This window comes from Phenylobacterium sp. J367 (assembly GCF_024699985.1).
In the GTDB taxonomy this organism is placed as follows: Bacteria; Pseudomonadota; Alphaproteobacteria; order Caulobacterales; family Caulobacteraceae; genus Phenylobacterium.
In genome coordinates this window covers 3,756,924-3,769,364 of sequence record NZ_JAJONA010000001.1, presented here as the reverse complement: position 1 = coordinate 3,769,364, position 12,441 = coordinate 3,756,924, and the positions used below count along the sequence as shown (strand labels likewise).

Sequence of the window (12,441 nt, the reverse complement as noted above, 5' to 3'; positions counted from 1 at the left end):
CTGGCTCGGCCGGCTCAGGCCCGACGGCTACATCGTCCTGATCTTCGCCATGGTGGCGCTCGCCTCGGTTCTCCCGGCCCGGGGCGCGGCGGCGCCGGCGTTCGAGTGGGTCACCAAGGCGGCGATCGCCTTCGTCTTCTTCCTGCACGGCGCGCGCCTGTCGCGCGAGGCGGTGATCGAAGGCATGACCCACTGGCGGCTCCACCTCGTGGTGCTGGCCGCCACCTACGCCCTCTTCCCGCTGACCTGCCTGGGCCTGGCCGCCTTGCCCGCCTGGATCACGCCGCCGGCGCTGGCGGGCGGGATTGTCTTCCTGGGCTGCCTGCCGTCCACCATCCAGTCGTCGATCGGGTTCACCGCCATCGCCCGGGGCAATGTGGCGGCGGCGGTGGCCGCGGCTTCGGCCTCGAACCTGCTGGGCGTGGCGCTGACGCCCCTGCTGGTGGCCGTCCTGCTGCACGCCGAAGGCTCGGTGTCCCCGGGCGCCGTGCAGGCGCTGGTGCTGCAGCTCTTCGTGCCCTTCGTGGCCGGCCAGCTCCTGCGGCCCCTGATCGGCGGCTGGGTGAAGGCGCAGGCGAAGCTGCTCTCCTACGCCGACCGCGGCTCGATCCTGCTGGTGGTCTATACGGCCTTCTCCGGCGCGGTGGTGGAAGGCGTCTGGAGCCGGATCGGCGCACTCGACCTCCTGAAGCTGGTCATCCTCTGCTGCGTCCTGCTGGCGCTGGTGCTCGCGGCGACGTGGGGGCGGCGAAGGCGTTCGGCTTCTCCCGGGAGGACGAGATCGCCATCGTCTTCTGCGGCTCCAAGAAGAGCCTGGCGAGCGGCGCGCCGATGGCGGGCGTGCTGTTCCCGGCCGCGACGGCCGGCCTCGCCATCCTGCCGCTGATGATCTTCCACCAGATCCAGCTCATCGCCTGCGCCATGATCGCCCAACGCTATGCAAAGCAGGGCGACTCCGAGGCTCCGACCCGCTAGAGAGCGGCCCCATGTCGGAACAGCTTCCCCTCCACGATCAGATCGCCCTCGTCACCGGCGCCAGCCGCGGCATCGGCCGCGCCGCCGCGCTCGCCCTCGCCGCCGCCGGAGCGCACATCGTGGCCGTAGCGCTCAACCAGGGGCCGCTCGAAGACCTGGACGACGAGATCCTCGCCCTGACCGGCCAGCGGGCGACCCTCGTCCCCATGGACATCGGCGAGGGCGACGGCCTCGACCAGCTCGGCCTCGCGCTGCACCAGCGGTTCGGTCGCCTCGACATCCTGGTGCACGCCGCCGGCGTGCTCGGTCCGATCACGCCAGTCGGTCATGTCGAGCCCAAGCATTGGAACCGGGTGATGGCGGTGAACGCCACCGGGACCGCGCGGCTGATCCGCTCGGTGGAGCCGCTGCTGAAGGCCGCCCCGGCCGGGCGGGCGATCTTCCTGACCAGCGGCAAGGCGGAGAAGCCGGCGGCCTTCTGGGGCCCTTATGGGGCCAGCAAGGCCGCCATGGAGAACCTGGTGCGCACCTGGGCCGACGAGCTCGAGAACACCAGGGTCCGCGCCGTGCTGCTGAACCCGGGGCCGATGCGGACCCGGATGCGCGCGGAGGCCATGCCCGGCGAGGACCCCGCCTCCCTGCCCGACCCCAGCGAGATCGGTCCGTTGATCCTGGAACTGGTGCAGGCCCCGGCGCTCGGCCTGCCGAAAGCTACCGTGGCGTTCGCCGATTGGTCGAAGGGCGCGAAGCCCGTTTCGGCTTGACCCCCGGCCGGGCGAGCTTCTGGGCCCGCCCCCGCGGCGCCCCGGCCTTCGGTTTCTGCGACTTGGGCTTCGACGGGCCCTTGGGCTTGCCCTCGGCGCCGGCCTTGGCCTTGGCGGCGGCGGCCTTGCGGCTCTTGGCGGCAAGACCGGTCTTGGCGTCCGGCTCGGCGCGCTTCGGCGCCGGCCCGCTCTTCTCCTCGCCCTCGGCGTAGGGGTTCTTGTTCGAGCGCAGGCTGACGCGGAGCGGCACGCCCGGCAGGTCGAAGCTCTCGCGCAGCGAATTGATCAGGTAGCGGCGATAGGTTTCCGGCAGCTGGTCCGCCCGGCTGGAGAACAGCACGAAGGTCGGCGGCCGCGCCTTGATCTGGGCCATGTACTTCGGCTTGATGCGCCGTCCCCCCACCGACGGCGGCGGATGGCGCTGCATGGCCATCTGCAGCCAGTCGTTCAGGTCGCGGGTCTTCACCTTGGTCGACCAGTCCGCATAGGTCTTGAAGACCGCCGGCATAAGGCGGTCGAGGCCGCGGCCGGTCTCGGCGGAGAGCGCCACCAACGGGCGCCACGCACCTGCGGCAACTGCCGCCCGACCTCCTCGATCCACTCCTGCAGGCGGACGTTCGGATCCTCGACGAGGTCCCACTTGGCGAGCACGAAGACGAGCGCGCGGCCCTCGCGTTCCACGAGGTCGGCGATCTGCAGATCCTGGATTTCGAACGGGTGCGTCGCGTCCATCACCAGGATCACGACCTCCGCGAAGGTGATCGCGCGGATGGTGTCCTGGGTGGACAGCTTCTCGAGCTTTTCCTGGACCTTGGCCTTGCGCCGGAGACCCGCGGTGTCGACGAGGCGGACGGCGCGGCCGTCCCAGTCCCAGTCCACGGGGATGGCGTCGCGGGTGATGCCGGCTTCCGGCCCGGTCAGCAGGCGGTCCTCGCCGATCAGCTTGTTGACCAGGGTGGACTTGCCGGCGTTCGGGCGGCCGACGATGGCGATGCGGACCGGCTTGTCGGCCTCGTCCTCCTCGCCTTCCCATTCCTCCGACGCGACGGCGGCCAGGGCGGCGTAGAGGTCGGCCATGCCCTCGCCGTGCTCGGCGGAGATCGGGATGGGTTCGCCCAGCCCCAGGCTGAAGGCTTCCAGGATACCGTTGTCGCCCTGCTTCCCTTCGGCCTTGTTGGCCGCGAGGATCACCGGCTTGTCGTGCTTGCGCAGGATCTCGGCGAACACCTCGTCCAGCGGGGTCACGCCCTCGCGGGCGTCGACCACGAACAGCGACACCTCCGCCTCCTCGATGGCGCGGAGGGTCTGCTGGCGCATGCGGCTCTCGAGGCTCTCGTCGGAGATGTCCTCGAAGCCGGCGGTGTCGATCAGCTCCAGCTCGAGGTCGCCCAGCCGGCCGCTCGCGAAGCGGCGGTCGCGGGTCACCCCCGGCTGGTCGTCGACGATGGCGAGCTTCTTGCCCGCCAGCCGGTTGAACAGCGTGGACTTGCCGACGTTCGGACGCCCGACGATCGCGAGTTTCAGGGCCATCCCGTCAGCCTATACGCGCTGGTTCAGCGCAGGGCGATAAGCTGGGCCCGATCGGTGACCACATAGACCGTGTCGCCCATCGAGATCGGCGACAGCAGCACCGGGGCGCCCAGGCCGAAGCGGCGCTGGACCTCGCCGGTCTTGGCGTTGACCACGGCCATGTCGCCCGACGAACCGGCCAGGATCAGCCGGTCGTTGGCGAGGATCGGGCTCGACCATACCGAGCGTACGCGCGGCGTGCCGCCAATGCCGAAGACGCCGCCGCGGCGGCCCGGCTTGAAGTCGGCGTTGAGGTCGGTGATCCAGTAGATCTGGCCGCTCTCGCGCGAGGCGCAGACGATCCTGCCGTCGCGGCCCACCACATAGACCACGTCGCCGGCCGGCAGCGGGCTGGTGACGCCGACCACGGGGAGCTGCCAGCGCGCCTGGCCCGACCGCAGGTCGATCGCGGCGAAGACGCCGGAGTGGCTCACCGCATAGACGTCGCCCTGGTAGATCACCGGGCGGCCGGGAATGTCGCGGATCTCGGACAGCGCGCTGGTGCGGCTGGCCCGAGACAGCGCCTCGTTCCAGAGGTCGTTGCCGTTCGAGGAGCGCAGCGCCACGAGCTCGCCCGAGCCGAAGGCGGCGACGAGGGTGTCGCCGGAGACCGCCGGGCTGGAGGCCGAGATGATCCGGGCCGATTCCGTCAGCGCCTGATAGGTCCAGGCGGGCGCGCCGGTGGCCGCGTCGAACGTCAGCAGCGTGTTGTCGATGGCCACCGCCGCCACGCGGCCCGCGGCGAGCGTCGGCGCGCCGTGGATCGGCTGTTCGGTCCGGGTGGTCCAGCCCACCGCGCCGGTGTTGGCGTCGAGCTGAGCGACCACGCGGTAGCCGGATGCGACGTAGACCTTGCCATCGCTGTAGGCGAGGCCGCCGCCATAGGCGTTCCGGTCTCGCTTGCCGCTCGGGCGGATGTCGCGCTTCCAGATCACCGAGCCGGAGCGGGCGTCGATCGCGCTGACCGTGGCCTCGCCGTCCATGACGAAGACCTTGCCGTCGGCGCCGACCGGCGGGGCGGTCACGTGGCGGCCGCCGTCCGAGCCCTCCCCGAACCCGCGGCGCCCAGGCGACCGAGAGGTTCGGCGCAGTGTCGAGGTGACCCACGTACTGCTCGCTCGTGCCGCCCGGCAACGGCCAGGCCGCAATGGCCTCCGGCGTGGGCAGGGAGAACTCGACGCCCTTCAGGGCCTCGGCGGGCTCCAGCACCTGGTCGGCCGCGACGATGGAGATGCGCTCCCCCTCGCCGGCCGTTTCCTGCGGCCCGTCGTCCCGGTCGAACGGGTTCAGGCGGCTGATCGTCGAGCAACCGCTCGCGCCCAGCGCGGCGACAAGGGCGACGGCCAGGAGGGGATTACGGCGAAACGTCATTGAGGACCGGGGGCTTGCGGTTGGGCTTGCGCGGGCGGCGCCCCGGGCGGGAGGAGGCCGGCCGGACCTTGCGGACGCGGGAGCGCGGCGGCGGCCTTCACGGCCGCCGGCAGCGACTTCGCCGTGCCGGAATCGATCAGGTCCATGGCCGCCTTAGCGCGGGCGCGGGCGCCTTCGGAGGCGTCGAGGCTCGAGGAAATCACCAGGAAGTCGCTGCGGGCGCCCGCCGTGTCGCCCTTCATCAGCTTCGCGAAGCCGAGGGCCTCGCGAGCCTGCAGGCGATAGGGGCGGCCATCCGCGATCAGGGGGTCAAGCGCTTCTCCAGCTCGGCGTAGGGCGCGGTGTCCAGCAAGGCCAAGGCAGATTTGAGGCGCGCGGCGTCCCCCAGGATGTTGTCAGGCGCGGCGTCGGCCGCCTGGTCGAAGTAGGTGACCGCGCCCTGCGTCTTGTCCTCCGCCACCTGGAGACCGCCGAGCTGCATGAGCGCGAGGGTCTTGAAGGCCGCCGACGGCGACTTGGAGACGTCCGTCCAGAGCGTCGCCGCGCGGATCGAGTCGCCCTGGGCGAAGGCGTCCAGGGCCGCGGCATACTGTTCCGACGCCTTGGCCGACTCGCGGTCGCGCCAGCTCGTCCAGCCCCACCAGGCCAGGGAGGCGATGAGGGCCGCGGCCAGGGCGGCCAGCACCCAGGGAAGCACCTTGCGCGCAAGCGTCCGGTACCGGTCGGAGCGCAGCTGCTCCTCGACCTCTTCAAACAGATCCGTCACGAACGGGGACTCCGGACTCTCTTAGGTAGTGGGCTGTCAGCCAGAGGCGGGGAACCTATAGCGCGCCGCCGCGCGCCGCAACGTGCCGCTCACCCGGCCTTGGCGAAGTAAATCTCCGCCGGCCCCGGGAAGCGCCGCGCACGGACGTCCTCGGCGTAGGCCGCGGCGGCCCGGGTGATCTCGCCGCGCAGGTCGGCGTAGCGCCGCACGAACTTCGGGGTCCAGTCGAACAGGCCCAGCATGTCGTCAGTCACCAGGATCTGGCCGTCGCAGCCGGCCGATGCGCCGATGCCGATGGTGGGGACCTCGATCGTCTCGGTGATCTCGCGGGCGAGACCCTCGGCGACGCCCTCCACAACCACGGCGAAGGCCCCGGCCTCCGTCGTGGCGCGAGCTTCCTCCTGGATGCGGCGCCGCTCCTCGCCGCCCTTGCCCTTGGCCTTGAAGCCGCCGTCGACCAGCACGGCCTGCGGCCGGAGCCCTACGTGGCCCATGACCGGGATGCCGCGTTCGACGAGGTAGCGGATGTTGTCGACCACGGCCGGCCCGGCCTCGACCTTCACGGCGCCGCAGCCGGTTTCCTTCATCACCCGGGCCGCGTTGGCGTAGGCGGTCTCCGGCGATCCCTCGTAGGAGCCGAACGGCAGGTCGACGACGACCATGGCCTTCCTCGAGCCCCGCATGACCGCCTGGCCGTGGAGGATCATCATCTCCAGGGTGACGCCGACGGTGTTGGGAAGGCCATGCACCACCATGCCGACGGAATCGCCCACCAGCAGCAGGTCGCAGTGGTCGTCGAGGATCTCGGCGACCGGCGCGGTGTAGGCCGTCAGGCACACGATGGGCGCCTTACCCTTGCGGGCGGCGATATCCGGCGCCGCGAGGCGGCGGACGGCGTCCTGGCGGTGCGACGACACTCAGATCTCCTCGATCACCCGGGTGAGCGCGAAGCCCATGGCCAGCACCGCCAGGCCGGACGCGATCCAGACCGTGCTGCCGCCGCTGCCCAGCAGGGGCCATCCAGTCGGCCTGGGGCGTGACCTGCCCAAGGCCCGTGGTGAGCAGGCGTGCGGAATCCTCCGCCGTCTCCACCCGCTGGACGAGATTCGACATCATCAGCTGGCTGGCGCCGATCACGCCGCCGGCGACGCCCGCGGCGCCGATCAGCCAGCGTCGCGCCGTCCAGCCCCGATCGAGCCGACGCTCGATGCGCTCGGCGAAGGCCGAACTGTCAGGCAGTTCGGGCGCGTTGGAGAAGAGGCGCTCGAGGCGGCGTTCGAACTCGACCTCAGCCATTGCCGCGCCTCCCTTCAAGAACAGCGCCGCCGGCCGGCGCCAGTCGCGTTCTGAGCTTATCCAGACCACGTTTGACATGCGATTTGACCGTTCCAAGCGGCAGGTTCAAGGCTTCTGCCGCTTCCGCGTGCGAAAGCCCGGCTCCGAAACAGAGCGAGACGCACATCCGTTCGCTGGCGCCGAGGCCCTTGAGCGCCTCGTCCAGGTCGATGCGGCCGTCCGCGTCGGCGTCGTGAACCTCGAGATCCGCCTCATTCCCCTCGGCGGAGAAGATCCCCAGCCTGCGCTCCCGCTGCAGGCGACGCAGGTAGAGCCGCGCCGCGATCTTCTTGATCCATCCGACGAAGGCGCCTTCGCCCCTGAACTCGGCGATGCGTTCGAAGCCGGCCAGAAACGCGTCCTGGGCCACGTCGTCGGCTTCGGCGGCCTGCGCGCCCATCCGGCGGAGCAGTCCCCGCACGGCCGAACCGTGCCGGCGGACGAGTTCGCCGAAGGCTTTGCGCTCACCGGACGCGGCGCGGGCGCAGAGCTCCACGTCGTGCAGGCTGGCCAAGGCCATTGTTGTTGAGCCCGGCATGGGCTTGTTCCCCCGTCCGGACCTGTCAAACCTTCGGCTTGTTGAGCAGACCAAGGACGATGAAGGCTGCGCCGATGAAGCCGGGGAAGGCCGCGAAGGCGAGCAGCGGGTAGGTCGCGTCGGGCTCTTCCATGCCGATCAACAGGCCGAAAGCGGCCAGGCCGCCGGCGACGAACAGCCAGACGATGCCCGTGCGCAGGTCGCGCTGCGGCGACGGCGACATGCCCTTCGGCCGGATGTCGCTCGTCATGGCGTCGACCACTTCGGTGGGAAGCGATTGGCCGTTCTCGATGGCGGCACGGATGGTTTCGGCCATCTTCTGCCGTTCCATGCTCTTGAAATACCGCGGCACGACGACGATTGCGGCGATCATCGCGAAGAACCCCAAGGGGATCAGGATTTCCATAGTCTCGAAGTCTCCTTTGCCGGCCCCGTCGACCGGTCTCTGCTGATAAAGAGGCCGGCCAGCCGCTCTACAGATGCAGACCCAACTATGAAACTTTACTCATGATTCCGCCGTCAGCGGTCGCGACTGGAGAACCGCGATCAGGCAGGCCGCAAGCGCAAGTCCGGCGATCGTAGGCGCCAGGCCGTGGGAAATCGCAACGAGCGCAGGTTGCAGGACCGGCCAGACGGCCCACAGCGCGGCGGCGCCGACGAGCGAGGCGGCCCCTACGGTCGCCACCTCGATCCGGAACTCCCTGCGAAGTACGCGCGCCATCACCTCCGCCGAGAAGACCACGTCGCGGGCCGGCGGTTCATCCAGCGCGAACAGCGCCTTCAGTCTGTCCTCGGCCTCATCCATCCGAACCTCCCAACGCCTGCAGGAGCCGCGTCCGGCCCCGGCTCACATGACTCTTGACCGTGCCGAGCGGCAGGCCAAGCGCGTCGGCGGCCTCCGCATGGCTGAAATCCGCCGCCAGGCACAGAGCGACGCACGCCCGCTGTTCCGCCGGCAGCTCGCCCATCACGCGTTCGAGCGTCAGCCGGTCGTCGGACCGGCCCACCCCGATGACGGGACGCCCGGCCTCCCAGGCCGCGTCGCGGGTCCGCGCCCGGCTGGCGCTTCGCACCGCTGTGAGATGCTTGTTGTAGCCGATCCCGCACAGCCAGGCGCGGACGCTGGCGCCCTGCTCCAGCCGCCGGATTCTCGACCAGGCCGCCAGGAAGGTCTCCTGCGCCAGGTCGTCGGCCGCCGCCCAGTCCCCGCAGGTGCGGCGCAGAAAGGACCTGACCGCCTGCTGGTGGCGCTCCACGAGCCGCGAGAAGGCGTCGGTGGAGCCGGCCTGGGCGGCGGCGACCAGGGCCTCGTCGAGGCCGGCCGCGTTCATCGCCCGCGGAAGCCCGTCGAGAACAGCGCCACCGCGAGATGGCCGAGCGCGACGCAGCCGACGATGATCGCGACGAGCTCGAACGGCCCTTCCGTCCCCGGGATGTCCGCGTACCGCGAGGCCAGCCAGAAGCCGAGGGCGACGGCGCCCGTCACGAAGAAGGTCCGCCAGGCCCAGTAGGGGCTGTAACGATGCCAGCGGCGCATGCGGCGGTCGTGCCGGTAACGACGGCCGCGGTAGCCCCAGTCGTCGTCATCGTCGTCGTCGAGCGCCGCTTCGCGGATCGTGCGCAGCAGCTCGGGCGGCGGCTCCTTGCCCTGATCGGTGAAGCTCCGAAGCAGATCCAGGTGGTCGCGGCTGCGGCGATAGACGAGCCAGCGGTCCCAGGCCCCGAAGATGAAGAACCCCAGAGGGAACAGCAGCCACCAGTAGCTGCGGAACAGGTCTTCCATGATCCAACTCCCGTCGGACGCGGCCCCTGCCCCGCCCTTGTCACTCGTTGGTCGCCGCCAAAGCTAAGCCTGGATGCAGCCGGAGTCGGATTCTTTTCGTCAGTCCTTCAGGGTCTCGTATTGGGCCGGCTTGAATCCGACGAGGAGTCGGCCGTCGGCGTCCAGCACCGGACGCTTGATCATCGAAGGCTGGTCGAGCATCAGGCGGATCGCCTTGTCCCGGTCGATGTCCTGGCGGTCGGCGTCGGGCAGCTTCTTGAACGTTGTCCCCGCGCGGTTCAGGAGCGGCTCCCACCCCAGCTTGTCCGCCCATGCCTCCAGCGTCGCGCGGTCGATCCCCTGCTTCTTGTAGTCGTGGAAGTCGTAGACCAGTCCCGCCTCGTCCAGCCAGGTCCAGGCCTTCTTCATCGTGTCGCAGTTGCGGATGCCGTAGAGGGTCTTGGGCAAGGAAGCGCTCCAGAGGATGGGATGGCGAGGATCGAACTTGAGAAACCCGTCCGCGACGCGCTCACGCGCGCGCTCTCCCGCTACCTCAAGGACGAGCTCGACGTCGAGATCGGCGCCATGGACGCCCTTCTCCTGCTCGACTTCATCACCGAGAAGCTGGGCCCGCACTTCTACAACCAGGGGCTGGCCGACGCCCAGGCCGTGCTGACCAAGCGGGTCGAGGACCTGACCGAGGCGATCTCGGCGATCGAGAAGCCGATCCGGCTGTAGCCCGGCCGCCGGGCTGACTATGATCGCGGTGGGGCGGAACAGGGAGGCGCGGATGAAGCGCTACAGCGCCGTCGCCATCGCCCTGCACTGGCTGACCGCGGCGGCCATCCTCGCACAGCTCACGCTCGCCTGGCGGATGCAGGGACCGCGGACGCCCGAGAGCTTCGCGCTCATCCAGCTGCACAAGTCCGTCGGCGTGACGATCCTCGTGCTCACGCTCTTCCGGCTCGCCTGGCGGCTCGCGCATCGGCCGCCGCCCGAGCCGCCGACCCTGGCGCCCTGGGAGCGCGGCCTGGCCCGGCTCACCCACGGGTCGTTCTACGTCCTGCTGCTGGCCCTGCCGCTGAGCGGCTGGCTGCTGGTTTCGGCAAGTCCCCTGGCGATATCAACCCAGCTCTACGGCGTGGTCCCCTTCCCGGACCTCCCCGGCGTCGCGAGCCTGCCGCCAGAGCTTAAGGAAGCGTGGCGGAGCGGCGCGCATGCCGTCCACGAGGCGCTGGCGCTGACCTTGCTCGCCCTGCTCGGTCTCCACGTGGCCGGCGCGCTCAAGCACCAGCTCTTCGCGGCGGACGAACCGGTGATCGCGCAGATGGTCCCGGGCGCGCGGCCCGGGCGCCGGCTTGAACCTCGAGCGGCCCTGATCGTGGCGGGTGCGGTCGCCGCGGTCGGCCTGGCCTGGACGGTTACGCCGCCCCAGGCGGGCGACCTCGCGTCGCCGCCGGCCCAGCCGGTCCTGGCCGGCCCGGAATGGAGTCCCGTGGCCGCGCCCTCACCGCCGCCGCGCCCGGCGTCAACGCCCGGACCCGCCCGCTGGACGGTCCAGAACCGCGCGCGGCTCGATTTCGAGACGGCCTGGAGCGGTCAGGCCATCCGCGGCCGCTTCGACCGCTGGACCGCCGACGTGGTGTTCGATCCCGACCATCTGGAAGCCTCGCAGGTCACCGTGACCGTCGACCTCGCCTCGGCCGCCACCGGCGACGCCCAGAGGGACGCCTCGCTGGTCAGCCGCGTCTGGCTGGACGCCGCTGCGCACCCGAGGGCCGTGTTCACCGCCCGGCGCTTCGAGCGGGCTGGACCGGAAACCTACGTCGCCGAGGGCCTGCTGGACCTGCGCGGCGTCCGCAAGCCAATGACCCTCCGGTTCCGGCTCCGGATCGAGGGCGACACGGCCCACGCCACCGGCAGCGGCCAGCTCGACCGCACGGCGTTTGGCGTCGGCCAGGAGGAATGGGCGGCCACCGACGAGATCCCAGCCACCGTGGCTATCGACTTCGCGCTGACCGCCAGACGGCGGACCGCGCCATGAGGGACCTGGGACGGCGGACATTGCTGTTCGGCCTGGCGCTGATCGCCTGCCCGGCCGGCGCACAGCCGCCCTCCGTCTGGGGGGCCGGCCTGCCAGCCGGAACCTATGCCCTGGACGGCCAGCGCTCCAGCCTGACGGCGCGGATGCGCTTCCTGGGCCTCTCTCGTTACGACCTCCGCTTCACCCGCGTCCGCGGCCGACTGCGCGACAAGGGCGGATCGACGCCGGAGGTCGCCATCGAGGTCGATCCCAGGGCTGTCGCCCGCCCGAACGATCTCGCCGCCCGCCAAGCGGTCGCAATGCTGCAGCCCGATCGCTTTCCCGCCGTGCGGTTCGTCGGCCGCGAGCTCACCATCCAGGGCGACGCCGGAACGCTCGAAGGCGACCTCACCCTGCACGGCGTGACCCGACCGGCGCGGTTCGCGGTGCGGCTGCGGTCGATCCGCACCGAACCCGGCGGCACGGCTCGCATCGCGTTCACCGGATCGGGCCAGATTCAGCGCTCCCAATTCGGCATGACCTCCATGCGGTCCGTGGTCGGCGATCGGGTCGAGCTGACCTTCGACGTGGAGTTCGTCCGCGAAGGGCCACCCTAAGCGGCCGAGTCTCCCCGCTGCAGCGCGCGCACCACTCCCGTGCAGATCAGCGCCTGTCCGCCGAAATAGAGACCCCAGACCGCGAAGCTGACCCAGGCCTGGCCGGCCAGCGGTCCGATGCGGGCGAAGATCAGCAGGTCCGAGACGACGAAAGCCAAGGCGCCCAAGCCTACCCAGTGGCGCGGGAAGCGGCTCAGCCAGGCCGCCGCGGCCATCAGGGCCACCCCGCCGGCGTAGATCGCGTAGCCCGCCGCGCCGGCGCGCTCGGTGGGCATGACGTAGGCGGCCCAGGCCGAGAGCGGAACCAGGGCGACGGCGAAGGCGACGGCGGCGAGGCCGGGGTTCGGGCGGCGGTTCCTCAGGTAAAGCGCCACAGCCACCAGGTGGCCGGCCAGGAACGTGACGCCGCCAAGCGTCATGTCCTCGGCGTCGAGGAGGACGTCCCCCAGCGCGCCGAGCGCCATGACGGCGGCGATCAGCCAGCCATCGAGGCTGCGGGCCTTGAGGGCGGCGTACACGGCCAGGAAACCGACCCCCGTGCCTTTCCACGCCAGGGACGAGGCCTGCGGCAGCCCGAGGTTCCAGGACGCGATGTAGCTGATGCCGCCCAGGAGCGACGCCGCCAGAGCGAACGACGCCAGTCTGTCCCGGTTCATCTCGCCCCCCTCCGATTCACCGAATCGCCACCGTAGGCGCGTGACGCCGCGGTGCTCAATGCCCG

At 70.8% G+C, this 12,441-nt stretch carries 16 protein-coding genes and 2 pseudogenes; 5 read left to right on the top strand and 13 right to left on the bottom strand.

Annotated elements, in window-relative coordinates:
- The first annotated feature begins 49 nt into the window (after positions 1 to 49).
- A pseudogene (locus LRS04_RS20105) lies at positions 50 to 975 on the top strand (bile acid:sodium symporter family protein).
- An 11-nt stretch (positions 976 to 986) separates the two neighbouring features.
- A complete protein-coding gene (locus LRS04_RS20100; RefSeq protein ID WP_257817847.1) occupies positions 987 to 1,739 on the top strand; it encodes an SDR family NAD(P)-dependent oxidoreductase in 753 nt (250 codons plus the stop codon).
- Here the strand turns inward: LRS04_RS20100 and der are convergent.
- From der to LRS04_RS20040, 12 genes and pseudogenes are all read right to left on the bottom strand, one after another.
- Positions 1,687 to 3,269, bottom strand: a pseudogene (gene der / locus LRS04_RS20095) (ribosome biogenesis GTPase Der). The gene LRS04_RS20100 and the pseudogene der sit on opposite strands and share 53 nt — an antisense overlap.
- Positions 3,270 to 3,292: 23 nt before the next feature.
- Entirely contained in the window at positions 3,293 to 4,333 is a 1,041-nt protein-coding gene (locus tag LRS04_RS20090) for a PQQ-binding-like beta-propeller repeat protein (RefSeq protein ID WP_308238193.1), read from the bottom strand.
- Positions 4,334 to 4,675: 342 nt separating this feature from the next.
- Positions 4,676 to 4,921, bottom strand: a complete 246-nt coding sequence (locus LRS04_RS20085) for a hypothetical protein (protein WP_257817846.1) — start codon at positions 4,919 to 4,921, stop codon at positions 4,676 to 4,678.
- Positions 4,922 to 4,980: 59 nt separating this feature from the next.
- Complete coding sequence (locus tag LRS04_RS20080) at positions 4,981 to 5,445, bottom strand: tetratricopeptide repeat protein (RefSeq protein ID WP_257817845.1); 465 nt, start codon at positions 5,443 to 5,445, stop codon at positions 4,981 to 4,983.
- 89 nt (positions 5,446 to 5,534) lie between these two features.
- Positions 5,535 to 6,362 carry a 3-methyl-2-oxobutanoate hydroxymethyltransferase gene (panB, locus tag LRS04_RS20075; RefSeq protein WP_257817844.1) on the bottom strand — a complete coding sequence of 276 codons (828 nt, stop codon included), beginning with the start codon at positions 6,360 to 6,362 and terminating at the stop codon, positions 5,535 to 5,537.
- Positions 6,295 to 6,741 carry a hypothetical protein gene (locus LRS04_RS20070; protein WP_257817843.1) on the bottom strand — a complete coding sequence of 149 codons (447 nt, stop codon included), beginning with the start codon at positions 6,739 to 6,741 and terminating at the stop codon, positions 6,295 to 6,297. The genes panB and LRS04_RS20070 overlap by 68 nt, the downstream gene beginning before the upstream one ends.
- Complete coding sequence (locus tag LRS04_RS20065) at positions 6,734 to 7,300, bottom strand: RNA polymerase sigma factor (RefSeq protein ID WP_257817842.1); 567 nt, start codon at positions 7,298 to 7,300, stop codon at positions 6,734 to 6,736. The genes LRS04_RS20070 and LRS04_RS20065 overlap by 8 nt, the downstream gene beginning before the upstream one ends.
- A 43-nt stretch (positions 7,301 to 7,343) precedes the next feature.
- The gene (locus tag LRS04_RS20060; protein WP_257817841.1) at positions 7,344 to 7,724 is read right to left on the bottom strand and encodes a DUF6249 domain-containing protein; all 381 of its coding nucleotides are present in this window, start codon (positions 7,722 to 7,724) and stop codon (positions 7,344 to 7,346) included.
- A gap of 99 nt (positions 7,725 to 7,823) precedes the next feature.
- On the bottom strand, positions 7,824 to 8,123 hold the full coding sequence (locus LRS04_RS20055; protein WP_257817840.1) for a hypothetical protein: 300 nt from the start codon (positions 8,121 to 8,123) through the stop codon (positions 7,824 to 7,826).
- On the bottom strand, positions 8,116 to 8,649 hold the full coding sequence (locus LRS04_RS20050) for an RNA polymerase sigma factor (protein ID WP_257817838.1): 534 nt from the start codon (positions 8,647 to 8,649) through the stop codon (positions 8,116 to 8,118). The genes LRS04_RS20055 and LRS04_RS20050 overlap by 8 nt, the downstream gene beginning before the upstream one ends.
- The gene (locus LRS04_RS20045) at positions 8,646 to 9,101 is read right to left on the bottom strand and encodes a hypothetical protein (protein ID WP_257817837.1); all 456 of its coding nucleotides are present in this window, start codon (positions 9,099 to 9,101) and stop codon (positions 8,646 to 8,648) included. Before LRS04_RS20045 ends, LRS04_RS20050 begins: the two co-directional genes overlap by 4 nt.
- A 99-nt stretch (positions 9,102 to 9,200) precedes the next feature.
- Complete coding sequence (locus LRS04_RS20040; RefSeq protein WP_257817836.1) at positions 9,201 to 9,548, bottom strand: ArsC family reductase; 348 nt, start codon at positions 9,546 to 9,548, stop codon at positions 9,201 to 9,203.
- Between the two features lie 21 nt (positions 9,549 to 9,569).
- Between LRS04_RS20040 and LRS04_RS20035 the strand changes: the two genes are divergently transcribed.
- The 3 genes from LRS04_RS20035 to LRS04_RS20025 are packed head-to-tail and all read left to right on the top strand — an operon-like array spanning position 9,570 to position 11,720.
- Positions 9,570 to 9,818, top strand: coding sequence for a DUF2164 domain-containing protein (locus LRS04_RS20035; protein ID WP_257817835.1), 249 nt, complete (start codon positions 9,570 to 9,572; stop codon positions 9,816 to 9,818).
- A 52-nt stretch (positions 9,819 to 9,870) separates the two neighbouring features.
- A complete protein-coding gene (locus tag LRS04_RS20030; RefSeq protein WP_257817834.1) occupies positions 9,871 to 11,124 on the top strand; it encodes a cytochrome b/b6 domain-containing protein in 1,254 nt (417 codons plus the stop codon).
- Positions 11,121 to 11,720 carry a YceI family protein gene (locus LRS04_RS20025; protein WP_257817833.1) on the top strand — a complete coding sequence of 200 codons (600 nt, stop codon included), beginning with the start codon at positions 11,121 to 11,123 and terminating at the stop codon, positions 11,718 to 11,720. The genes LRS04_RS20030 and LRS04_RS20025 overlap by 4 nt, the downstream gene beginning before the upstream one ends.
- Here LRS04_RS20025 and LRS04_RS20020 read toward each other — a convergent pair.
- A complete protein-coding gene (locus LRS04_RS20020) occupies positions 11,717 to 12,376 on the bottom strand; it encodes a lysoplasmalogenase (protein ID WP_257817832.1) in 660 nt (219 codons plus the stop codon). The two genes, LRS04_RS20025 and LRS04_RS20020, sit on opposite strands and share 4 nt — an antisense overlap.
- Positions 12,377 to 12,441: the final 65 nt, after the last annotated feature.